This is a genomic window from Streptomyces alkaliterrae, from assembly GCF_007097205.2.
Taxonomy (GTDB): Bacteria; Actinomycetota; Actinomycetes; order Streptomycetales; family Streptomycetaceae; genus Streptomyces; species Streptomyces alkaliterrae.
Genome location: NZ_VJYK02000007.1, coordinates 21,257 through 44,271 on the forward strand (window position 1 = coordinate 21,257; position 23,015 = coordinate 44,271).

General features: G+C 70.8%; 20 protein-coding genes and 1 riboswitch. Of the genes, 12 read left to right on the forward strand and 8 right to left on the reverse strand.

The window, feature by feature from the left end; all coding sequences use genetic code 11:
- Window positions 1-93: 93 nt before the first annotated feature.
- A complete protein-coding gene (locus FNX44_RS01545; RefSeq protein WP_323369012.1) occupies window positions 94-831 on the reverse strand; it encodes a M50 family metallopeptidase in 738 nt (245 codons plus the stop codon).
- 83 nt (window positions 832-914) lie between these two features.
- On the opposite strand from FNX44_RS01545, the gene FNX44_RS01550 reads away from it, so the two are divergent.
- The 7 genes from FNX44_RS01550 to FNX44_RS01580 all read left to right on the forward strand — a co-directional run bounded on the left by FNX44_RS01550 (window position 915) and on the right by FNX44_RS01580 (window position 6,565).
- The gene (locus tag FNX44_RS01550; RefSeq protein ID WP_143646069.1) at window positions 915-1,733 is read left to right on the forward strand and encodes an SOS response-associated peptidase; all 819 of its coding nucleotides are present in this window, start codon (window positions 915-917) and stop codon (window positions 1,731-1,733) included.
- A gap of 32 nt (window positions 1,734-1,765) precedes the next feature.
- Window positions 1,766-2,488, forward strand: coding sequence for an alpha/beta hydrolase family protein (locus FNX44_RS01555; protein ID WP_153506706.1), 723 nt, complete (start codon window positions 1,766-1,768; stop codon window positions 2,486-2,488).
- 128 nt (window positions 2,489-2,616) lie between these two features.
- Window positions 2,617-3,468 carry a sigma-70 family RNA polymerase sigma factor gene (locus FNX44_RS01560; protein ID WP_143646070.1) on the forward strand — a complete coding sequence of 284 codons (852 nt, stop codon included), beginning with the start codon at window positions 2,617-2,619 and terminating at the stop codon, window positions 3,466-3,468.
- On the forward strand, window positions 3,465-3,839 hold the full coding sequence (gene rsrA, locus FNX44_RS01565) for a mycothiol system anti-sigma-R factor (protein ID WP_143646071.1): 375 nt from the start codon (window positions 3,465-3,467) through the stop codon (window positions 3,837-3,839). The genes FNX44_RS01560 and rsrA overlap by 4 nt, the downstream gene beginning before the upstream one ends.
- 275 nt (window positions 3,840-4,114) lie before the next feature.
- Complete coding sequence (locus tag FNX44_RS01570; RefSeq protein ID WP_143646072.1) at window positions 4,115-5,119, forward strand: tetratricopeptide repeat protein; 1,005 nt, start codon at window positions 4,115-4,117, stop codon at window positions 5,117-5,119.
- Window positions 5,120-5,207: 88 nt separating this feature from the next.
- A complete protein-coding gene (def, locus tag FNX44_RS01575; RefSeq protein WP_143646073.1) occupies window positions 5,208-5,852 on the forward strand; it encodes a peptide deformylase in 645 nt (214 codons plus the stop codon).
- 200 nt (window positions 5,853-6,052) lie between these two features.
- Complete coding sequence (locus FNX44_RS01580; RefSeq protein WP_407699132.1) at window positions 6,053-6,565, forward strand: hypothetical protein; 513 nt, start codon at window positions 6,053-6,055, stop codon at window positions 6,563-6,565.
- 61 nt (window positions 6,566-6,626) lie between these two features.
- On the opposite strand, the gene FNX44_RS01585 is transcribed toward FNX44_RS01580, so the two are convergent.
- The 5 genes from FNX44_RS01585 to FNX44_RS01605 form a co-directional block, all read right to left on the reverse strand.
- A complete protein-coding gene (locus FNX44_RS01585; RefSeq protein WP_228449530.1) occupies window positions 6,627-7,583 on the reverse strand; it encodes a ribonucleotide-diphosphate reductase subunit beta in 957 nt (318 codons plus the stop codon).
- Between the two features lie 98 nt (window positions 7,584-7,681).
- Window positions 7,682-10,045, reverse strand: a complete 2,364-nt coding sequence (locus tag FNX44_RS01590; RefSeq protein WP_143646075.1) for a ribonucleoside-diphosphate reductase subunit alpha — start codon at window positions 10,043-10,045, stop codon at window positions 7,682-7,684.
- A gap of 131 nt (window positions 10,046-10,176) precedes the next feature.
- Window positions 10,177-10,306, reverse strand: a riboswitch (cobalamin riboswitch).
- A 61-nt stretch (window positions 10,307-10,367) separates the two neighbouring features.
- Window positions 10,368-10,574, reverse strand: a complete 207-nt coding sequence (locus tag FNX44_RS01595) for a YbdD/YjiX family protein (protein WP_143646076.1) — start codon at window positions 10,572-10,574, stop codon at window positions 10,368-10,370.
- Window positions 10,571-12,745, reverse strand: a complete 2,175-nt coding sequence (locus tag FNX44_RS01600; RefSeq protein ID WP_143646090.1) for a carbon starvation CstA family protein — start codon at window positions 12,743-12,745, stop codon at window positions 10,571-10,573. The genes FNX44_RS01595 and FNX44_RS01600 overlap by 4 nt, the downstream gene beginning before the upstream one ends.
- A gap of 262 nt (window positions 12,746-13,007) precedes the next feature.
- On the reverse strand, window positions 13,008-13,793 hold the full coding sequence (locus FNX44_RS01605; RefSeq protein ID WP_143646077.1) for a GntR family transcriptional regulator: 786 nt from the start codon (window positions 13,791-13,793) through the stop codon (window positions 13,008-13,010).
- A 497-nt stretch (window positions 13,794-14,290) separates the two neighbouring features.
- Between FNX44_RS01605 and FNX44_RS01610 the strand changes: the two genes are divergently transcribed.
- The 5 genes from FNX44_RS01610 to FNX44_RS01630 all read left to right on the forward strand — a co-directional run bounded on the left by FNX44_RS01610 (window position 14,291) and on the right by FNX44_RS01630 (window position 21,062).
- Window positions 14,291-15,586: a sugar ABC transporter substrate-binding protein gene (locus FNX44_RS01610; protein ID WP_143646078.1), complete on the forward strand. Its 1,296-nt coding sequence runs from the start codon at window positions 14,291-14,293 to the stop codon at window positions 15,584-15,586.
- A 91-nt stretch (window positions 15,587-15,677) separates the two neighbouring features.
- Window positions 15,678-16,682, forward strand: a complete 1,005-nt coding sequence (locus FNX44_RS01615; RefSeq protein WP_143646079.1) for a carbohydrate ABC transporter permease — start codon at window positions 15,678-15,680, stop codon at window positions 16,680-16,682.
- The gene (locus tag FNX44_RS01620; protein ID WP_143646080.1) at window positions 16,679-17,590 is read left to right on the forward strand and encodes a carbohydrate ABC transporter permease; all 912 of its coding nucleotides are present in this window, start codon (window positions 16,679-16,681) and stop codon (window positions 17,588-17,590) included. The genes FNX44_RS01615 and FNX44_RS01620 overlap by 4 nt, the downstream gene beginning before the upstream one ends.
- Before the next feature lie 6 nt (window positions 17,591-17,596).
- On the forward strand, window positions 17,597-19,129 hold the full coding sequence (locus FNX44_RS01625) for a glycoside hydrolase family 3 protein (protein WP_143646081.1): 1,533 nt from the start codon (window positions 17,597-17,599) through the stop codon (window positions 19,127-19,129).
- Window positions 19,130-19,583: 454 nt separating this feature from the next.
- Window positions 19,584-21,062 carry a histidine kinase N-terminal domain-containing protein gene (locus FNX44_RS01630; RefSeq protein WP_181356257.1) on the forward strand — a complete coding sequence of 493 codons (1,479 nt, stop codon included), beginning with the start codon at window positions 19,584-19,586 and terminating at the stop codon, window positions 21,060-21,062.
- A 290-nt stretch (window positions 21,063-21,352) separates the two neighbouring features.
- On the opposite strand, the gene FNX44_RS01635 is transcribed toward FNX44_RS01630, so the two are convergent.
- Together FNX44_RS01635 and FNX44_RS01640 are read right to left on the reverse strand one after the other, a co-directional pair.
- On the reverse strand, window positions 21,353-21,610 hold the full coding sequence (locus FNX44_RS01635) for a WhiB family transcriptional regulator (RefSeq protein WP_143646083.1): 258 nt from the start codon (window positions 21,608-21,610) through the stop codon (window positions 21,353-21,355).
- Window positions 21,611-21,924: 314 nt separating this feature from the next.
- Window positions 21,925-22,893 carry a diacylglycerol/lipid kinase family protein gene (locus FNX44_RS01640; protein ID WP_143646084.1) on the reverse strand — a complete coding sequence of 323 codons (969 nt, stop codon included), beginning with the start codon at window positions 22,891-22,893 and terminating at the stop codon, window positions 21,925-21,927.
- Window positions 22,894-23,015: the final 122 nt, after the last annotated feature.

Below are 23,015 nucleotides of genomic sequence, written 5' to 3' on the forward strand. Positions count from 1 at the left end.
TTAGTGGCTACCCCACGACCCGGTTCCCGGCACATAGGGCCCGCCCACGCGAGAAACCGGTCAGGAACGAACATGTTCGGGCCGCGGCCACGGCTACAGACCGAGCAGCCAGCGGCCGCCGCCGAGCAGCGAACACACCGTGACGACGTGGAAGAACAGCAGCCACACCACCGCCGGCACGTTCGTGAGCCGGTGCAGCTGGTCGACGTCGGAGTCCGGGGCACCGCCGCGCCTCCTCTTGTTCTGAAGCTCGAACACCGGCCGTACGCCCCCCAACAGGAGGAACCACACCGCCCCGTAGGCGAACACCGACTGCACCTCGGGTGCGGTCAGCCAGCTGACCAGCAGGAACGCGCCGCCGGTCAGGAACACCGTGAGTACCCCGTAGACGTTCCTGATCATCACCAGCATCACCACCAGCAGCGCGGTCGCGCCCCACAGCAGCGCCGTGATGTGGCCGGCTGCCAGCAGCCAGGCGCCCAGCAGCCCGAGCAGCGAGGGCGCGGTGTAGCCGGCGGCGGCCGTCAGCACCATGCCGAGCCCGGTCGGACGGCCCCGGGAGACGGTCAGCCCCGAGGTGTCCGAGTGCAGCCGTATGCCCTCCAGTCGGCGGCCGGTGAGCACCGCGACCAGGCCGTGTCCGCCCTCGTGGGCGATGGTCACCGCGTTGCGCGCCAGCAGCCACACCGGCCGGTAGGCCACCACCGCCAGCGCAAGCACGCCGACCAACACCACCAGCAGCACCGGTGGCGCCGGCTGGGTGCCGGTCACCCGGTCCCAGACGCCCGCCACCGGCCCCGCCGCCCACTCCGCCGCGTCCGTGCTGCTCACTGTGCCGCCCCCTCGGGTTCTCGCTTCGGCTCATCCGGCCAACGGACGACACCGCCCGGCCGTGCCGTGGCAGTGTGGCACCCATGTGCGGAAGGTATGCGGCCAGCCGTAAGGCGGAGGACCTCGTCCAGCTCTTCGACGTCCGGCAGTGGGACGGCGAGGAGACGCTGGAACCCGACTGGAACGTGGCGCCCACCAAGGAGGTGTACGCCGTACTCGAACGCCCGATACGCGGCAGCGACGACCCCGCTCCCGTGCGGCAGCTGCGGACGCTGCGCTGGGGGCTCGTGCCCTCCTGGTCCAAGAGCCCGGACACCGGCGTCAAGATGATCAACGCGCGGGCCGAGACCGTCCGGGACAAGCCCGCCTACCGGCAGGCCTTCGCCGCCCGCCGCTGCCTGCTGCCGGCCGACGGCTACTACGAGTGGGCGACCGCGAAGGACGAACTCGACCTGGAGCAGCAGGGCCGGCGGAAGCGGCCCCGGAAGCAGCCCTACTTCGTCACCCCGGTGGACGGCTCGGTCATGGCCTTCGCCGGCCTCTACGAGTTCTGGCGCGACCGCACCCTGCCGGACGGCGACCCCGGGGCGTGGTGGGTGACCTGCACGGTGCTGACCACCGACGCGGAGACCGCCCCGCTCCCCGGCGCCGGCGAGGGGCCCGGGCCGCACGCGCTGGCCGAAATCCACCCCCGGATGCCGGTCGCCCTGCCGCCCGACCGGTGGGACACCTGGCTCGACCCGCGCCACGACGATCCGGAGGAGCTGACCGCCCTCCTCTCGTCCCTGCCCACCGGACGCCACCGCGCGTACCCGGTCGGCACGGCCGTGTCCAACGTGCGGAACAACTCCCCGGAGCTGGTCAGGGAACTCGACGAACCCGAGATCGGCACGCTCTTCTGACCAGCGGGGCGGCGCGGTGGTTCGATAGCGCCATGACACGCTCTGACAGCCCCGACATCCCCGGAGCACCCGACGCCCCCGGAGCACCCGACGCCGCCGTGACCGTGCCCACCCCGGTCGGTGACGCCCGGATCAGCTGGTACCGGGCCGCGGCGCCGTCCGGGCCGCGCCGCGTCCTCGCCCTGGGGCACGGCGCGGGCGGCGGCGTCGAGGCGCGCGACCTGCGGGCGCTCGCCGCCGCGCTGCCCGCCCTGGGCTGCACGGTCGCGCTGGTGGAGCAGCCGTGGCGGGTGGCCGGACGCAAGGTGGCCCCCGCGCCGAAGACGCTGGACGCGGCCTGGACGGCGCTGTGGCCGGAGCTGGCCGCCGAGGGCGTGCCGGTGGTCGCCGGCGGACGCAGCGCGGGCGCGCGGGTGGCCTGCCGCACCGCCGCCGACCTCGGCGCCGCCGCCGTGCTGGCGCTCGCCTTCCCGCTGCACCCGCCGGGTCGCCCGGAGCGCTCCCGGGCCGCCGAACTGCTCGCCGCCCCCGCCGCCGGACTGCCGACCCTGGTGGTCCAGGGCGACCGGGACACCTTCGGCCGTCCGGAGGAGTTCCCGGCGGCCGACGGGCTGGAGGTGGCCGCCGTGCCCTGGGGCGACCACGGCTTCGCGGTGCCGAAGAAGGCCTCCGCCGACGGGATCGGCCAGGCCGGCACGCTCGGGACGATCACCACCGCGGTCGCCGACTGGCTCGGCGGGACACCCGGAGGCTGAGCGGAACCCGTCCCTCCCCATCCCGTCGCGGATATCTCCCGGCCGCGGGAATGCCAGGCGGGTGTCCGCTTGTTGGCACGGACAGTCGGTACGAAGTCGAGCGATGCACACGAGAGGGAGCCGCCCCCATGGGTTCTGTCGCCTGCCCCCAGCGTCCCCAGGCCGCCAGGCTGGACTGGGCCACTCTGGCGCTGGCCGGCGCCGCGGACGGCCACCCGGTCGACGCTACCGCTCGCGGCCTGCTACAGGAGCTATCCTCCGAGGCGGGCGTGCCCGCAGCGGCGTCGCCCGCCGCACGTCGCACCGCAACGGAGGAGGTGGGTCTGGTCGCCGGGCCCGAGGACGGAAGCACACGGTCGGAGACGGAGGCCGAGCGCAACGCCCGCTTCGAGCGGGACGCGCTGGAGTTCCTCGACCAGATGTACTCCGCCGCGCTGCGCATGACCCGCAATCCGGCCGACGCCGAGGACCTGGTCCAGGAGACCTACGCCAAGGCGTACGGGTCCTTCCACCAGTTCCGCGAGGGCACGAACCTCAAGGCGTGGCTCTACCGCATCCTGACGAACACCTTCATCAACTCCTACCGCAAGAAGCAGCGCGAGCCGCAGCGCAGCGCCGCGGAGGAGATCGAGGACTGGCAGCTGGCCAGGGCGGAGTCCCACATGTCGACGGGGCTGCGCTCGGCGGAGTCGCAGGCGCTGGACCACCTGCCGGACTCCGACGTCAAGGAGGCCCTTCAGGCCATTCCCGAGGAGTTCCGCATCGCGGTCTACCTTGCGGACGTCGAGGGCTTTGCCTACAAGGAGATCGCGGACATCATGGGTACGCCTATCGGCACCGTGATGTCCCGACTGCACCGGGGGCGGCGCCAGCTGCGCGGCATGTTGGAGGACTACGCGCGTGAGCGCGGCATGGTCCCCGCGGCCGCCGGTGGGGGCGCGTTGGAGGAGTCGCACAACCGGAAAGGCTCGGGCTCATGAGTAGCTCAGACCCCAATGAGAAGAACTGCTCTGAGGTCCTGGACCATCTCTACGAGTATCTGGACCAGGAGATGCCCGACTGCGACCGGGACAAGCTCGCCGAGCACTTCGACGAGTGTTCGCCCTGCCTGGAGAAGTACGGTCTGGAGCAGGCGGTGAAGAAGCTCGTCAAGCGCTGCTGCGGCCACGACGAGGTGCCGACCGACCTCCGGTCGAAGGTGATGAGCCGGATCGAGCTGATCCGGGCCGGCCAGGCGGTGCCGGAGCAGGCCGTGGTCGACATGGCCGGGTACACCCATCCGGCGCCCTCCGCCGAGGAGTCCGAGGAGGACCCCGCCGCCTCGTCCGGACCCCGCAAGAACACCCACTGAGCCGACGGCCCGCCTCCCGGGTCCCACGCTCGGGGGTACTTCCGGATTTCCCCTCGCGCGCGAGCGCACCCTGTCGCAAGCTGACCCCAGGAACCCTCCGGGTCTGTCCCCGACCGGCGGCACCCGTGGGTAATGAGCGCGCCTCGCGGCGGGCATGGTTGGATGCGAGAGCAGTTTTCCCGGCGACGGTTCGACGGCTTGACGTCGGACGTCGGTCGACGGGTACCGGCAAGGGTGTCTCTCAACCGACAGGCGGGAATGCAGGCGGGATCATCGTGAAGTTCTTCGGCAGGGCACGGCATCGGCCATCCACCGACTGGCGGCTGGCCACCGACCGCGCGTTCACCCTCATCGGCGACGGCCGGTACGAGGACGCGGGCGCGCTGCTCACCCGTGCCGCCGATCTCGAACCCTGGCTTTCGGAGTCCTGGTTCAACCTGGCCCTGCTGCACAAGTTCCGGCACGACTGGGAGCAGGCCCGCACCGCGGGGCTGCGGGCCGTGGCGCTGCTGGACCGGTCCGCCGGCGCCCCCGACTGGTGGAACCTGGGCATCGCCGCCACCGCACTCCAGGACTGGCCGCTGGCACGGCGCGCCTGGCAGGCGTACGGGCTGCGGGTGCCGGCCGCCGCGGAGGAGTCCGGCGACGAGCCGCTCGGCATGGGCCTGGGCAGCGCCGCGCTGCGGCTCTCCCCGGAGGGTGAGGCGGAGGTCGTCTGGGGCCGCAGGCTGGACCCGGCCCGGATCGAGGTGCAGTCCATCCCGCTGCCGTCCTCCGGCCGCCGCTGGGGCGAGGTCGTCCTGCACGACGGGGTCCCGCACGGCGAGCGACTGTTGACGATGTCCGGCACGCCGACGGCCTTCCCGGTGTTCGACGAGATAGAGCTGTGGGCGCCCTCCCCGGTACCCACCTGGGTGGTCCTGCTGGAGGCCGCCACGGAGGCCGACCGGGACGCCCTCGAACAGCTGGCGGCGGACGCCGGCTTCGCCGCCGAGGACTGGTCGGCGTCCGTACGGCTGCTGTGCCGCTCCTGCTCGGAGTCGCGCATGCCCAGCGACGAGGGCGACGGCAACCACCGCCAGGACCCGCACGACCACAGCGCCCCGGGGCAGCCCGGCCCGCTCGGGCACATGAACACCGGCGGCCCCGGCCAGCTGTGGCACCCGGAGCGAGAGTGCGGTGTCGCGGCCCCGGCCGGCCTGGTACGAGGCCTGCTGGACGGCTGGGTCGCGGACAGCCCTGACACCCGCGAGTGGCGGGATCTGGAAGAGGTCTGCTGAGCCGTCCCGGTCGGCCCCGTACCCTGTAGGGCGACACCCGGCGGACAGTAGGACGGCCGGCAGGTTCGAGGAAGGCGTACGGCTGAAGATGGCCCAGCAGCAGGAGACCCGCTCCCAGGACGCGGCGGACGGCCCGGACGAGTTCATCGTCGACACCGAGGACTGCGCGGCGCGTGAGGAGGCGCACCGGCTGCGCGGCACCGCCCGGCCGATCACGGTCGTCGGCAACCCGGTGCTGCACCGGGAGTGCCGGGACGTCACCGACTTCGGTCCGGAGCTCGCCGCGCTCGTGGACGACATGTTCGCCTCGCAGCGGGCGGCCGAGGGCGTGGGCCTGGCGGCGAACCAGATCGGTGTGGACCTGAAGGTCTTCGTCTACGACTGCCCCGACGACGAGGGCGCCCGCCACGTGGGCGTCGTCTGCAACCCGGTGCTCGAGGAACTGCCCGCCGAGCGGCGGCGGTTGGACGACAGCAACGAGGGCTGCCTGTCCGTTCCCGGCGCCTACGCCGAGCTGGCCCGGCCCGACTACGCCGTGGTGCGCGGCCAGGACCTCGAGGGCAAGCCGATCGCCGTGCGCGGCACGGGCTACTTCGCGCGCTGCCTGCAGCACGAGACGGACCACCTCTACGGCCGGCTGTACATCGACCGGCTCTCCAAGCGGGACCGCAAGGACGCGCTGCGGCAGATGGCCGAGGGCACCCCGCGCTACGAGACCGTCCCCAACGACTGACCGCCCCGGGGACGGGGGCCCTTTCACAGGTCGGCCCACTGGCGTTTCCGCTGGAAACCCGGTGAGTTGTTGACGTGTTCCGGCGGTTGGGCGACGCTCTGTTGTCATGCCCGGACGCGGTGCGCACACCGTCGTCCGGGCACCGCTCACGCGACCTGACCAGCACCGTGATCGACCGTCACCGTGAAGGGGAACACTCCTTGAAGACCACCCTGCGCCGCCTCGCCGCCGTCGGCACGGCCCTGGCGCTGCCGCTGCTCGCCGTGCCCGCCACCGCCCAGGCCGCCGCGCCCCCGGCCGCCGGCGAGGTGAGCGCCGCCGCCAAGCTCACCCACTCCCAGGCGACGACGATGTTCCGCAACGCCGGCATCACCTGGTCCTCCAGCGGCAACTGCTCGGACCGCAACAGGCCCACCTGCACGTCCTTCGAGCAGATCCGCGAGGACACGGTGAAGGGCGCGATCACCCTGAAGCGGGCCAGTGGCTGCGCGCTCAACGTCACCGGCGGCACGGAGACCGGTCACGCCAGCGGCACCTACAGCCACTGGAACGGCTACAAGCTCGACTACTCGCTCTCCACCTGCGTCCAGAACTACGTGAACGCCAACTTCAGCTACATCGGCGGCAACAAGTGGCGTTCCGGTTCCGGGAACGTCTACTACCGCGAGAGCAACCACTGGGACGTGACGTACTACAACTGCGGCGGCTGCTGAGCCCCGCGACCGACACGGCCGGCCCGGGCGCTCCCTTCGGGGCGCCCGGGCCGGACGGGCTCTAGAAGTCGTCGTCGAAGGAGACCGAGCCCTCGACCGCGACCTGGTAGGCGGAGGCGCGACGCTCGAAGAAGTTCGTCAGCTCCTGCACGTTCTGCAACTCCATGAAGGAGAAGGGGTTCTCCGAGCCGAACACCGGCTCAAGGCCCAGCCGCACCAGCCGCTGGTCGGCCACACAGCGCAGGTACTCGCGCATCGACTCGGTGTTCATGCCGGGCAGCCCCTCCCCGCACAGGTCGCGGCCGAACTGCAGCTCGGCCTCCACCGCCTCCTCCAGCATGGCGGTCACCTGCTTGCCCAACTCCTCGTCGAACAGCTCGGGTTCCTCCTGGCGCACGGTGTCCACCACGTGGAAGGCGAAGTCCATGTGGCAGCTCTCGTCGCGGAACACCCAGTTGGTGCCGGTGGCCAGACCGTGCAGCAGGCCGCGCGAGCGGAACCAGTACACGTAGGCGAAGGCGCCGTAGAAGAACAGCCCCTCGATGCAGGCGGCGAAGCAGATCAGGTTGAGCAGGAAGCGGCGGCGGTCCTCCTTCGTCTCCAGCCGGTCGATGTTCTCCACCGAGTCCATCCAGCGGAAGCAGAACTGCGCCTTCTCCCGGATGGAGGGGATGTTCTCCACGGCGGCGAACGCCTCGGCGCGCTCGTCCGGATCGGGCAGGTAGGTGTCGAGCAGCGTCAGGTAGAACTGGACGTGCACGGCCTCCTCGAAGAGCTGTCGCGACAGGTACAGCCGCGCCTCGGGGGAGTTGATGTGCTTGTAGAGAGTCAGCACCAGGTTGTTGGCGACGATCGAGTCTCCGGTGGCGAAGAACGCCACCAGCCGCCCGATGAGGTGCTGTTCGCCGGGGGAGAGCTTGGCCAGGTCGGCCACGTCGGAGTGGAGGTCGACCTCCTCGACGGTCCAGGTGTTCTTGATGGCGTCCCGGTAGCGGTCGTAGAAGTCCGGGTAGCGCATCGGGCGCAGGGTCAGCTCGAAGCCCGGGTCGAGCAGGTTCCTGACCCGCTCGGCGGCGTTCTCACCGGCGGTCGGGGCGTCGGTCTCGACGGGGGTGTTCACTGGCAGGCCTCGCAGGACTCGGGGTTCTCAAGGGAGCAGGCGACGGCGTCCTCGGCGGGCGCCGTCTGCTGGGTCGGCAGTTGGGCGGCGGCGGAGGAGCGGGCCGACTGGGCGATCCGGGTCGCCGGTCGCGACCGCAGGTAGTACGTGGTCTTGATGCCGCGCTTCCAGGCGTAGGCGTACATCGAGCTGAGCTTGCCGATGGTCGGCGCGGCCATGAAGAGGTTGAGCGACTGGCTCTGGTCCAGGTACGGGGTGCGGGCCGCGGCCAGGTCGATCAGCGCCCGCTGCGGGACCTCCCACGCCGTGCGGTACAGCGCCCGCACGTCCTCGGGCAGTCCGGGCAGCTCCTGCACCGAGCCGCCTGCCTCCCGCAGCGCCTGCCTGGTCGCCTCGTCCCAGCGGCCCAGCCGCTTCAACTCCTCCACCAGGTAGGTGTTGACCTGAAGGAACTCACCGCTGAGCGTTTCGCGTTTGAAGAGGTTGGACACCTGAGGCTCGATGCACTCGTAGACGCCGGCGATGGAGGCGATCGTCGCGGTGGGCGCGATGGCCAGCAGCAGCGAGTTGCGCATCCCGGTGCGGGCGATCCGCGTCCGCAGCGCCTCCCAGCGGTCCGGCCAGGTGGGCTCGGCGTCCGGGTAGTGGTCCGGGTGCAGCACGCCGCGCGCTGTGCGGGTGGCGGACCACGCCTCGTGCGGGCCGTGCCGCTCGGCGAGGTCGGCGGAGGCCTCGTAGGCGGCGAGCATGATCCGCTCGGAGATCCGGGTGGAGAGCGCCTTCGCCTCGGGGGAGTCGAACGGCAGGCGGAGGCGGAAGAAGACGTCCTGGAGTCCCATCAGGCCCAGGCCCACCGGGCGCCAGCGGGCGTTGGAGTTCCGGGCCTGCTCGGTGGGGTAGAAGTTGATGTCCACCACCCGGTCGAGGAAGGTGACGGCCGTTCGGACGGTGTTGTCCAGCCGCTCCCAGTCCAGAGTGCCGTCCGCGTCCAGGTGTGCGGCGAGGTTGACCGAGCCGAGGTTGCAGACGGCCGTCTCGCCGTCGTCGGTGACCTCCAGGATCTCGGTGCACAGGTTCGAGGAGTGCACGACCCGGCCCGGTTCGGCGGTCTGGTTGGCGGTGCGGTTGGCGGCGTCCTTGAACGTCATCCAGCCGTTGCCGGTCTGCGCGAGGGTGCGCATCATGCGGGCGTACAACTGCCGGGCCGGCACCGACCGGACGGCCAGACCGGCGTCCTCGGCGGCCCGATAGGCGGCGTCGAACTCCGCCCCCCACAGGTCGACGAGCTGCGGCACGTCCACGGGGGAGAACAGCGACCACTGCCCGTCCGCCTCCACGCGGCGCATGAACTCGTCCGGGATCCAGTGCGCGATGTTCAGGTTGTGGGTGCGCCGCGCCTCCTCGCCGGTGTTGTCGCGCAGCTCCAGGAACTCCTCGATGTCCGCGTGCCAGGTCTCCAGGTAGACGCAGGCGGCGCCCTTGCGCCGGCCGCCCTGGTTGACGGCGGCGACCGAGGAGTCCAGCGTCCGCAGGAACGGCACGATGCCGTTGGAGTGGCCGTTGGTGCCCCGGATCAGCGAACCGCGGGCCCGGATGCGGGAGTAGGAGAGCCCGATGCCGCCGGCGTGCTTCGACAGCCGGGCCACCTGGTGGTAGCGGTCGTAGATGGAGTCCAGCTCGTCCAGCGGCGAGTCCAGCAGGTAGCAGGAGGACATCTGCGGGTGCCGGGTACCGGAGTTGAACAGCGTGGGCGAGGACGGCAGGTAGGAGAGCGTGCTGGTGAGCCGGTACAGCTCGGCGACCTCGGCGAGCGCGCTGCTCTCGTCGGGGTCGGCGGCGTCCGCCAGGCCGCAGGCCACCCGCAGCAGGAAGTGCTGCGGGGTCTCGACGACCTGGCGGGTCATCGGGTGCCGCAGCAGGTAGCGGGAGTGCACGGTCCGCAGGCCGAAGTAGCCGAAGCGGTCGTCCGCGCCCTCCGCGAGCGCCCGCTCGACGAGTGCGTCGAGCGCGGCCGCGTGCCGCCGGACGAACGCTGCGGTGGAGTCGGCGATCAGCCCCTCGCGGTGCCCGACGGCCACCGAGGCGGAGAAGGACTCCGCGCCCTGGCCGGCGGCCTCCTCGCGGATGGCGAGTGTCAGCAGGCGCGCGGCGAGCCGGGAGTACTGCGGCTCGTCACCGATCAGTCCGGCCGCCGCCTCGATGGCCAGCGACCGCAGTTCGGCCTCGTCCGAACCGGGGTGCCGGCCGCGCAGCGCGGCGGCGGCGACTCTGCCCGGCTCGGTCGCGGTCAGGTCGGCGGTCAGATCGGTCAGTGTGCGCAGCAGTGCCGCTGACACGGGCTCCGTGGGTGCGATGGTCACGGGGCGTGCTCTCCCTCGCTCGGCGTGGCCTGCGCGGGCGGGCGGGGGAGCGCGCACGTGACGGTCCGCACGGCCCGATGGCCGTACGGCGTGTCAAATGGCGTCCCTCAGCCCATCCCACGAGACCCGGACGTCTTCGAAGGCCGCCGGCAGGTCTTCGGACTCGCGCCGGAGCCGTGTTCCGGCTCGGCGCACACCGTTGCGGGACAGTCCCGGACTCGCACCGGGTTCCCCTGCGTCAGCGGCGAGGATGAGCATACATCTAGTGGCGCGGTGTTGACGCGCCCCCATATGTTGTGTCGCCCACGGTGGCGTCCCGCGCTCAGCAGCAGCGGAAGCCCTCGCGCGGATCGGCCTCCCTGGCGTCCGTCCGGCGCCGCTCGAACTCGCGTCGGCTGAGCACCGCCGCGCCTGGCTCGTTTCGGCGGGCGTGCGCCACGTAGCGGTCGTAGGCGGCCTCGCCGGTGGCCTCCCGCCAGAACCACCGGACGCGGGCGGCCAGCGCCCGCAGCCGCGCGGCGTGCCTCACGCCCGCCTCCCGACGGGCTCGGGGCGCTCGTCCCCGGACCCGCTGTCGCGCGCGGCCGCCTCCGCGGCGGCGAGCTCGGCCTTCTCCTCGGCGGTCGCGAGGAGTCCGGCCGGCGCGATGATCCTCGACTGCTCGAACGGCGCCTCGTGCAGCCGGATCTGCTCCGGGTGGCGGATGGCGCGGTAGCAGACCCGTCCGGCGTCCAGGATCACCACGATGATCAGTACCGCGAACAGGGCGGCCAGCACTCCGTCGACCGTCGAGTTGGTGACGATGGTCCGCATCTCGCCCATGTCCTTGGCGGGCGCGATGAGTTCGCCGGCGTTGATGCCGTCCTGGTAGACCTGCCGCTGGGTGAAGAAGCCGACGCGCGGGTCCCCGGAGAAGACCTTCTGCCAGGTCGCGGTGAGCGTGACGGCGACGTCCCAGGCGAGCGGGACGCCGGTGACCCACGCCCATCTCAGCCGTCCGGACTTCACCAGCAGTGTGGTGCAGACGGCCAGTGCGACGGCGGCGAGCAGTTGGTTGGCGATGCCGAAGAGGGGGAAGAGCTGGTTGATGCCGCCGAGCGGGTCGTGCACGCCGACCCACAGGAAGTAGCCCCAGGCGCCGACGACGACCGCGCTGGTGAACCACACGCCCGGTGTCCAGCTGACTTGCCGGAACGGCTTGTAGAGGTTGCCGAGGGTGTCCTGGAGCATGAAGCGGCCGACGCGGGTGCCGGCGTCGAGGGTGGTCAGGATGAACAGCGCCTCGAACATGATCGCGAAGTGGTACCAGAACGCCTTCATCGCGCTGCCGCCGACAACCGCCGAGAAGATCTCCGACATGCCGAGCGCGAACGTCGGGGCGCCTCCGGTGCGGGAGAGCAGGCTGTCCTCCTCGACCGCCTCGGCCGCCGCCGCCAACTCCTGCGGCGAGATGGTGAACCCGAAGTTCGCCACCGCAGCCGAGGCCGACTCCACGGTCGAACCGATCATCCCCGAGGGCGAGTTGACGGCGAAGAACAGCCCGGGGTCGATGATGCAGGCGGCGATCATCGCCATCACGGCCACAAACGACTCGGTGAGCATGGCGCCGTAGCCGACCATGCGGACCTGCGTCTCCTTCTGGATCATCTTCGGCGTGGTGCCGGAGGCGACCAGCGAGTGGAAGCCGGAGAGCGCGCCGCAGGCGATCGTGACGAAGACGAACGGGAAGAGCGAGCCGGCGAAGACCGGCCCGTCGCCCCGGGCGGCGAAGTCGGTGACCGCGGGCATCTTCAGCGTCGGCGTCGCGACCAGCACGCCGATGGCCAGCAGGACGATCGTGCCGATCTTCATGAACGTCGACAGGTAGTCGCGGGGCGCCAGCAGCATCCACACCGGAAGCACGGAGGCGACGAAGCCGTAGACGACCATCCAGATGACCAGCGCGCCCGGCGAGAGCGTGAAGGTGTCGGCCCAGGAGGACTCGGCCACCCAGCCGCCCGCGACGATCGCCAGCAGGAGCAGCAGCACTCCGATGACCGAGACCTCGGTGACCCGGCCCGGGCGGAGGATTCGCAGGTAGAAGCCCATGAAGAAGGCGATCGGGATGGTCATGCCGATCGAGAAGACGCCCCAGGGGGAGTGGGCGAGCGCGTTCACGATGACCAGGGCGAGCACCGCGAGCAGGATGATCATGATGGCGAACACCGCGATCAGGGCCGCCGCACCGCCGAACGGGCCGATCTCGTCGCGGGCCATCTGGCCGAGCGAGCGGCCGTTGCGCCGGGTGGAGAAGAACAGCGTGACCATGTCCTGAACCGCGCCGGCGAAGATCACGCCGACGATGATCCAGATGGTGCCGGGCAGATAGCCCATCTGCGCGGCGAGCACCGGTCCGACCAGCGGTCCCGCGCCGGCGACCGCGGCGAAGTGGTGGCCGAAGAGCACCCGGCGGTCGGTGGGGTGGAAGTCCACGCCGTTGTCGAGCCGTTCGGCCGGGGTGGCCCGGTTCTTGTCGACGCGCAGCACCCGGGTGGCGATGAAGCGGGAGTAGAAGCGGTACGCGATGGCGTACGTGCCGAGGGCGGCGGCGACCATCCAGGCCGCCGAGATCTCCTCGCCGCGGGCCAGTGCCAGCATGCTCCAGCCGAGGCCGCCGGCCACCGCGACGGCGGCCCAGCCCGCCATCGCGGCCGGGGACATCCGGCTTCGGGCCGGTCGCCCGGCCTCGTCGGGTGGCGCTGCGGCGCGCTTGGTCATGGCGCGGCTCCGTTCCTGCGAGGGCCGACCACCCCCGGTGGGACGCCGGAGGTGGTCGCGTCCGCTGATCTGTCAGAACGCGCAGGAATCTAGGGCCGGTGGTGGCGGGCCGTCATCAGTGCGACGGCCGACCGGCGGACGAGCGGTCGTGTTCTGCGCCGAACGGTGCCCGGTGTCCGGGGAGCGGACACCGGGCACCGGGAGCTCAGTCCGTCGGGCGCTGGAGCCTGGCGACGAACTTGTAGCGATCGCCGCGGTAGACCGAACGCACCCACTCCACGGGTTCGCCGTCCCGGTCGAAGGAGTGCCGGGACAGCATCAGCATCGGCAGGCCCACGTCCGTGCCGAGCAGTCCGGCCTCCCTCGGGGTGGCCAGCGAGGTCTCGATGGTCTCCTCGGCCTCGGCGAGGTGGACGCCGTAGACCTCGGAGAGCGCGGTGTACAGCGAGGCGTACCGCACGAGGCTGCGGCGCAGCGCGGGGAAGCGCTTCTGCGACAGGTGCGTGGTCTCGATGGCCATGGGTTCGCCGCTGGCCAGCCGCAGCCGTTCGATGCGCAGCACCCGGCCGCCGGCCGGCACGCCGAGCAGGGCGGCGAGCCGGTCGTCGGCCGTCACGTAGCCGATGTCCAGCAGCTGGGACGTCGGCTCCAGGCCCTGGGCGCGCATGTCCTCGGTGTAGGAGGTCAGCTGCAGGGCCTGGGAGACCTTGGGCTTGGCGACGAACGTGCCCTTGCCCTGGATGCGCTCCAGCCGGCCCTCGACGACGAGTTCGCTGAGCGCCTGGCGGACGGTGGTGCGGGAGGTGTCGAACTCCGTCGCCAGGGTCCGCTCCGGCGGGACAGGGGTGCCGGGCGGCATGGTTTCGGTCATCTCCAGGAGATGACGCTTGAGTCGGTAGTACTTGGGTACACGGGCGGTCCTGGTGGCACCGGCCGGGCCGTTCTCGGCCGCCGTCCGTCCGTCCGGCCCGTGTTGTGCTGCTGCCGTCACCGCTTCCTCCGACTCCTACGTTGCGACCCGCGTCCGACCGCGCGCGGCGGGTGGCGGGTCCCGGTTCCAGCCGTCCGCCTGACGGCGGAGTGCCGCCGGGCCCGGGCCGCCCGTGCTGGGCCGTACCGCGCCGCCGGCTTCAGGTGGCTGGGTTGTCCCTTCTTATACACCGCGAGCGCGGCCCGGGTCCCGTCCCGGTCCGGAGCCGTTTGGTCTACACCATTAAAGGTCGCTTCCGTCGCGCTGACCAGGGCCGGTGCGCCGGCGTGTCGGTTCTTCCCAACGAGCGGCGGCGGGAGGGCGGCTGGAGTACGTGTCGGTCCGATAACGGACCGGTCCGGGCCTTTCGTACTCTCTTGACACCCCTAAAGGTCTAGGCCAAGCTGCGGGGCACTGGTCCAGACCATTTGGGCCGGCGTCCCAGCCCCACGGGCAGTGCTCGTTGTGTGCCTCCGCGGTGGGCGGGAGATCATTGGCATCCCCGAGGAGGGTGTGACGTGCAGCGCAAGCTCATAGCGGCCATCGGAGCCGTCGCGATGACGGCCTCGCTGGCCGCCTGCGGTGGCGACAGCGACAACTCGTCCAAGGACCCGAAGGACCGGGACGAGACGCTCACCGTGTGGCTGATGAACGACGCCGAGAGCACCTGGCCGGAACTGGTCAAGGACGTCAACGACCAGTTCAAGAAGAAGTACCCCAAGGTGACCGTCAAGGTCCAGTACCAGCAGTGGGGTGACAAGGCCAAGAAGCTCGACACCGCCCTGGGCGGAAGCAAGTTCCCGGACGTCGTCGAACTCGGCAACACCGAGACGATGACCTACATCCTCAACGGCGCCCTGGCCGAGATCGACGAGAAGAAGTACGAGAACTCGGACACCTGGATCCAGGGCCTGAAGGACACCTGCAGCTTCGAGGGCAAGCTCTACTGCGTGCCCTACTACGCCGGTGCCCGCGTCGCGATCCTGAACACCGAGATGTTCGACAAGGCGACCGGCTCCAAGGAGCTCCCGCAGACCGAGGACGACCTGAAGAAGGCGCTCGCCAAGGTCGGCGACGAGTACGGCAAGGACAAGGCGTTCTCCTCGCTCTACCTGCCGGGCAAGTACTGGTACGCGGCCATGTCCTACGTCGCGGCGTACAACGGCAGCATCGCCGAGTACGACGAGGGCAAGAAGGAGTGGAAGGGCAACCTCTCCAGCCCCGAGTCGCAGAAGGGCATCAAGCACTTCGTCGACCTGGTCAACACGTACAACAACGCCGACAAGACCAAGGACGAGCAGGACCACGCCAACGTCATGGCCAACGAGAAGGCGGCTGTGATCTACGGCAACGGCTGGGAGGCCGGCTCGGTCGTCACCGGCGAGAGCGGCAACCCCAAGCTCGAGGGCAAGATCGCCACGGCCGGTATGCCGGGCCCGAACGGCAAGGCGCTGCCGTCCTTCATCGGCGGCTCGGACCTCGCGGTCATCGAGAAGTCCAAGGTCAAGGACCTCGGCGAAGAGTGGATCTCGATGTTCACCAGCGGCAAGTCCATGGAGGTGCTGGCCTCCAAGAACATCCTGCCGAACAACACCAAGCAGCTCGAGCCCCTGAAGGACAACCCGGAGACCGCGCCGATCGCCAACGCGGTGCCGGACGCCTGGTTCACCCCGATCGCCCCCGGCTGGACCGCGATCGAGAAGCAGCTCGTGCTCGAGAACATGCTGCTCGAGGTCGTCCGCGGCGGCTCCGTCGAAGCCGCGACCAAGAAGGCCGACGCCAAGATCAACGAACTGATCAACAGCGAAGCCTGACCGGACGGACACGACACGCGCGGGTGGGGGCTGACGACTCGCCTCCACCCGCGCGCCCCCGGGTGAACTGACAAGACGGAAGGCCAGCACAGTGACTGCCGCCGACACCAAAGCCGCCGAACCTCCGGTAGCCGACTCCCCGCCCACGGGGGAGGCCGGCGGGTCCGGGAAGGGCAAGGGGAGAGCACGCCGTCCCGGCGGCTCCAGATCCGGCGGCCTCCTGCCCTACCTCCTCATCGGACCGGCCATCGTCGCGATCGCCGCCGTCTTCGCCTGGCCCCTGGTGAAGACGGTGATCATGTCCTTCCAGGACATGGGACGCCGCGAACTGTGGACCGGGAACACCCCGCCCTGGGTCGGCTTCGAGAACTTCAGCACGATCCTCGCCGACTCCCACTTCTGGTCGGTGACCTTCAAGACGGTCCTGTTCATGGTCGTCTGCGTCACCCTCACCATGGGCCTCGGCCTGCTGCTCGCCATGATGATGCAGCGCATGTCGACCTGGGTCCGGCTGCTGCTGACCGGGGCGCTCGTCGCCGCCTGGTCCATGCCGCTCCTCGTCGCCACCTCCATCTTCCGCTGGCTCGCCGACTCCGACTACGGCGTCATCAACAGCACACTCAGCAAGATCCCCGGCCTCGACTTCCAGGGCCACAACTGGTTCCTCGACCCGTGGCAGGGCTTCGGCGTCATCGCCGCCGTCGTCGTCTGGGGCGCCATCCCGTTTGTCGTCGTCACCCTGTACGCCGCGCTCACCCAGGTCCCGCAGGAACTGGAGGAGGCCGCCCAGCTCGACGGCGCCGGCCGCTGGGGCGTGTTCAAGCACGTGATCTTCCCGGTCATCAAGCCCGTCTTCCAGATGGTCGCCACGCTCTCCGTGATCTGGGACTTCAACGTCTTCGGCCAGGTCTTCCTGATGCGCGGCAACAAGCCCGAGCCGGAGTACGAGCTCCTGGGCATCTACTCCTTCCAGAAGGCCTTCTCCAGCTCCTCGTTCAGCCAGGGCACCGCGATCGCCCTGATCACCGTGCTGCTGCTGTCCGGGGTGGCCGTCTACTACCTGCGCCAGCTGCTCAAGACGGGAGAAGTCGAGTGAGCGCCCCCACCTCCACACTCAAGGTCCCGGAGGCCGGCGGCACCCCGCCGGTCAAGCCGCCCGCCCCGGCGGCCCTGCGGCCGGACCGCAAGAAGCGCCGCATCGGCTACAACGTCGTCGGTCTGATCGCGTTCGTGTTCATGGCCTTCCCGGTCTACTGGCTGCTGCTCAGCGCCTTCCGCCCGAACCACGAGATCCGCAGCTACGACCAGTCCCTGCTGCCGACCTCGATCACCTTCGACAACTTCGTCCGCGCCAGCGAGACCCGGTTCTTCTGGACCGCGATCCAGAGCAGCCTCATCATCTGCGTGACGTCCGTGCTGGGCGCCATCGTGCTCGGCACCATCGCCGCGTACGCCATCGGCCGCTTCAACTTCATCGGCCGCAAACCGTTCATGATGGTGCTCATCCTGGTCCAGGTGCTGCCGCCGACCGCGATGCTCATCCCCATCTACGTGCAGCTCAACGCGATGGGCGCGCTCAACGAGTACTGGGGCGTCATCGTCGTCTACCTGGTGTCCGTGCTGCCGTTCAGCATCTGGATGATCCGCGGCTTCGTCGTCAACGTGCCCAAGGAGCTCGAGGAGTCGGCGATGGTCGACGGCTGCTCCCGGATGGGTGCGTTCTGGCGGGTGATCTTCCCGCTGCTGGCACCCGGCCTCGCCGCCGCCTCCATCTTCGCCCTGATCACCGCCTGGAACGAGTACCTGTTCGCCTATGTCCTCATGCAGGACAACGACAAGTACACCCTGAACGTGTGGCTGATGAACTTCACCACCGACCGCGGCACCGACTACGGCGGTCTGATGGCGGGTTCCGTGATCATCGCCGTGCCCGTGGTCATCTTCTTCATGATCGTGCAGAAGAAGATGGCGGCCGGTCTCACCTCCGGCGCAGTGAAGGGATAGGACCGCATGACCACGCTCGTGTCCGAGACCGACACCGTCACCCGGGACGCGCTCGCCGTCCTGCAACCGGGATTTGTCGGCACCACTGCCCCCGACTGGCTGCTGCGCCGACTCGACGACGGCCTCGCCGCCGTCGGCCTCTTCGGCCGCAACATCCAGTCCCCGGAGCAGCTGGCCGCGCTCACCACCCAACTCCGCGCCGTGCGCCCCGACGTGCTGGTGGCCATCGACGAGGAGGGCGGCGACGTCACCCGACTGGAGGTGCGCACCGGCTCCTCCTTCCCCGGCAACCTCGCCCTCGGCGCCGTCGACGACCCCGAACTGACCCACCGGGTCGCCCGGGAACTCGGCCGCCGCCTCGCCGCCTGCGGCGTCAACCTCAACTGGGCGCCCTCCGCGGACGTCAACTCCAACCCCGGCAACCCCGTCATCGGAGTGCGCTCCTTCGGCGCCGACCCCCAGCTCGTCGCCCGCCACACCACCGCCTACATCCAGGGCATGCAGTCCGCCGGAGTCGCCGCCTGCACCAAGCACTTCCCCGGCCACGGCGACACCAACGTCGACTCCCACCACGCCCTGCCCCGCATCGACGCCGACCTGAGCACGCTCAGCACCCGGGAACTCGTACCGTTCCGGGCGGCAGTCGCCGCCGGCACCAAGGTGGTGATGAGCGCCCACATCCTGCTGCCCGCACTGGACGCCGCGCTGCCCGCCACCCTCAGCCACTCGGCGCTCACCGGGCTGCTCCGCGCGCCCGTCACCGCCGGCGGGCTCGGCTTCGACGGTCTGATCGTGACGGACGCCGTGGAGATGAAGGCCATCGCAGACACCCACGGCATCGAGCGCGGCACCGTGCTCGCGCTGGCCGCCGGCGCCGACGCGATCTGCGTGGGCGGCGGACTGGCGGACGAGGACATCGTGCTGCGGCTGCGGGACGCCCTGGTGACGGCCGTGCGCTCCGGTGAACTGTCGGAGGAGCGGCTGGCCGAGGCCGCCGGGCGGGTCCGCGACCTGGCCCGCTGGACCGCCGAGGGCTCCGGTGCGGGGGAGGGGGGCGCACCGGAGCCCGAGGTCGGCCTCGTCGCCGCCCGGCGCGCGCTGCGGATCACCGGCGCGGAGTCCTACACCCCGCCCACCGAGCCGCCCTACGTCGCGGCGCTCACTCCGATGGCGAACATCGCCGTCGGCGACGAGACGCCCTGGGGCGTCGCCGCCGAGCTGGCTCGGCTGCTGCCGGGCACCCGCACCGGCGACCTCGGGCGCGACCAGGCGGGTGACGTACCGGCCGCGCTGCGGCGGGTGCTCTCCGAGGCCGGCGACCGGCGGATCGTCGCCGTCGTCCGCGACGCGCACCGGCACCCGTGGATGACGGCGCTGCTGGACGCGCTGGTCGCCGCCCGGCCCGAGACGGTCGTCGTGGAGATGGGAGTGCCGCAGGCCCCGCCGTCCGGGGCACTGCACATCAGCACCCACGGCGCGGCGCGGGTCTGCGGGACGGCCGCCGCCGAGGTCATCGCGGGCCGCCGCACGGCGGACTGAGCTACCGCCGGACGGCCGAGAGCCGGCCACCGCGCATGCGGTGGTCGGCTCTCGGCCGTCATGTGTCGGCGCTGCCTGTGTCGGGCACCGCTTGTGTTCGAAAGTCGAACGCTGACTGGGGGCGGTCGTGCGCTCGGCACGGCGGGCGAGAAGGCCCCGGACCCCGGAAAACACTTCGGGCCGCGGCGCCTGGGAGGGACCCTCAACCCACCCGGCACCGCAGCCCGGAGCGATCGGAGACCGGTGCGCGGTCAGGGCAGAGAGCGCATCGGTCTCGTTCCGCCCTCCTGTGCGGGGAGAGCAGAAGTCTTCGTTTCGATGCCATTCTGGACTAGACCAGGCGGATCTGTCCATGCCTTGAACAGAAAGGATCGGTGTGAGGGCCGTGCGGCCGCACCACCGGCCGTCGCGCCAGGTGCCGGCCGCGGGACCCGCACCGGCTAGGCTCGGCCCCGTGCCCTCCATGAACGATCTCGTACGCCAGCACACCGCGCTCGGCGAGTCCGACCTCGAATGGCTGCACCTGCTCGTCTCCGAGTGGCAGCTGCTGTCGGACCTGTCCTTCGCCGACCTCGTGCTGTGGGTGCCGACCAGGGACGGCACCCGGTACGTCTCCGTGGCCCAGATGCGGCCGAACACCGGGCCGACCTCCTACCAGGACGACATGGTCGGCCATCTGGTGCCCAGGGGCCGGCGGCCGCTGCTGGACTCCGCGCTGGACGAGGGGCGCATCGTCCGCGAGGGCGACCCGGAGTGGCGCGAGGAGGTGCCGGTGCGGGTCGAGTCGATCCCCGTCCGGCGCGCCGGACGGGTGCTGGGAGTGATCGCCCGCAACACCAACCTGCTGACGGTGCGCACCCCGAGCCGCCTGGAGCTGACCTACCTGCAGAGCGCGTCCGACCTGGCGCAGATGATCGCGGCCGGCGAGTTCCCGTTCGCCGAGCAGCAGGGCGACATGGACGTCTCGCCCCGGGTGGGGGACGGCCTGATCCGGCTGGACGCCGACGGCGTCGTCCAGTACGCGAGCCCCAACGCGCTGTCCGCCTACCACCGGTTGGGCCTGGCGGCCGACCTCGTCGGACTGCACCTCGGGCAGACCACCGCGCGGCTCGCGCCCTCGCGCGGCCCGATCGACGAGTCCCTGGCGAAGCTGGCCAGCGGCTGGGCGCCGCGCGAGGCGGAGATCGACGGTGACGAGTGCGTGGTGCAGTTGCGCGCCATCCCGCTCAAGCCGAAGGGCAGCAGAATCGGTTCTCTCGTGCTGCTGCGCGACGTCACCGAACTCCGCCGCCGCGAAAGAGAGTTGATCACCAAGGACGCCACCATCCGGGAGATCCACCACCGGGTGAAGAACAACCTCCAGACGGTCGCCGCCCTGTTGCGGCTCCAGGCCAGGCGGATCGGCTCCCAGGAGGGGCGCGAGGCGCTGGAGGAGGCCGTGCGCCGGGTCGGCTCGATCGCCATCGTGCACGAGACGCTCTCCCAGAACCTCGACGAGCGGGTGGAGTTCGACGCCATCGCCGACCGGGTGCTGGCGATGGTGGCGGAGATCTCCCCGGGGAAGGTCGTCGGTCGGCGCGGCGGCCGGTTCGGCATCCTGGACGCGGAGGTCGCGACGCCGCTGTCCATGGTGCTCACCGAGGTGCTGCAGAACGCGCTGGAGCACGGCTTCGGTCCGGGCGAGCACGGCACGGTCGAGGTGGGCGCCGTGCGGGGCGGCCCGCCGGGCAGGGACCGGCTGCTGGTGACGATCCTGGACGACGGCAAGGGACTGCCGTCCGGTTTCGACGCGCGGACCGGCGGCAACCTCGGACTCCAGATCGTCCGGACCCTCGTCGAGGGTGAACTCGGCGGCACCTTCGGGATGGAACCGGGGGAGGAGCGCGGCACCCGCGTCACTTTCGACATCCCGCTGGGGACCGGCCGCGCTTGAGGCGCGGCCCGTCGCACACCGTCGCACCCCGTCGCTGACGGGTCGTCCACGGCCGCCGGCGTAGGCGCCCCGGCGTGCCCCGCCACCCGCGCGCCTGTCCAAGCACCCGTGCGCGCACCTGTGCTGGCCACTCGTGCGGGCCACTTGTGCCGGCCGTCGCACACACGGCGAACCCCGGCCCGTCGGGGACGGGCCGGGGTTCGGCCGATGTGGTGAGTGCGTACGGGTTTCTCACCCGGTGCACTGCGATGCTGCGTCTCGGGGGGCAGCGGGCGATGCGGTGGGGCGCGTCAGGCGGTGGCCTTGCGCGCACGGTTGCGGGCGGCGCGGCGCTTCATCGCGCGGCGCTCGTCCTCGCTCAGGCCACCCCACACACCGGAGTCCTGGCCGGACTCCAGGGCCCACTGCAGGCACTGCTCCTGAACGGGGCAGCGGCGGCAGACGGCCTTGGCTTCCTCGATCTGCAACAGCGCAGGACCGGTGTTGCCGATGGGGAAGAAGAGCTCGGGGTCTTCCTCGCGGCAAACGGCGCGGTGACGCCAGTCCATGGCTGCTCCATCTCCTGTGTTTCGAAAAGGTTGCTTGTGAATGTGAACGCTTTCACGAATCCCTGGGCAACGGAAGATCCGCACGGATAATGTGATGCGGGTCCCATGTCTGCTGCGTGGAGGGGATTCCGGCTCTCAAGGGGCCCTGTGGGCTCTCCCGATCGCCAAGAAGAGACTCGCAAACCTCGGCGGCGGACACAAGCCCTTCCGGCAAGTTTTTTTCGATTCCTTGGTGTCGCCTGGCTCACAGCCGTACTTCTAGTGGGTGGAGGCTGGCCTAAACGTTCGACTGGAAGGACTTTGCAGCCTTCTACTTACACAATCACACGCAGTGCACGGCGTACGCCTGTGAAGGTGACGCTCCGACGCAGTCCCAGGTGGTCACCGTCCATCTGAAACGGCAGTGGCGCCTGCGATTCCAAGGTGAACTCCGTGAGGTCGTGCAGTGTCACCGCGTGCTTGCCGCGCAGTCCGCGCTCGGGCGAGGAGGTGAGCAACTGGGTGCCGTAACGGGTCACCGCGCCGGTGGACAACCTCGCCAGGCCCAGCACGTCCAGCGCGCAGTCGAAGGACGCCTGCGGTGCCGCGTACACCGGACGATTCCCCAGGTAGGTCCAGGGAGCGGTGTTGCAGACTATGGACAGCGCCAGGTCGTGCACGGGCTCCTGCCCCGGCACCGACAGCGTGATCGTCCCCCGCCGCCGGTGCGGCTCCCCGACGAACTGACGCAGCGCCTGCCGCACGTAGAGGGCGTGTGTTGATCTCTTGCCGCGCTCCCGCGCCTGTTCGACCCGGCCCACCACGCCCGCGTCGAACCCGAACCCCGCGCAGAAGGTGAACCAGCGCCCGGGGACCGCCGAGTCGTCGGAGCCCTCCGTGCCGGCGGCCAACCCGAGACCGATGTGCCTTGACCGCCGCGCGGCGAGTGCGTCGAGCAGCGCGCCGGTGGCCTCCACCACGTCGTTGGGCAGCCCCAGCGCCCGCGCGAAGACGTTTGTCGAGCCGCCCGGCACCACGGCCACCCCGGGCAGCCGGTCCGGATCGGGGCCCGCGTGCAGCAGCCCGTTGACGACCTCGTTGACCGTGCCGTCGCCGCCGAGCGCGATCACCAGCTCGACCTCGCCGCCCGCCGCGGCCTCCCGGGCCAGGTCGCGGGCGTGCCCCCGGTACTCGGTGGTGGCCACTTCCAGCTTGAGGTCGCTGGCGAGCGCGTGCGTCAGCACATCACGGGTCCGCGTACTGGTGGTGGTGGCTTTCGGGTTGACCACTAGGAGCGCACGCATGCCTGAGAGGTTACCTCGCTGGAGTGTTCCTCCACCCTGCACCGGCCGGTCGCCGCCGCCGCACGCCCCCGGGCTGATAGGGGCGTGACGCGCCGCGCGCGGGGGCGCGTCACGCCCCTATC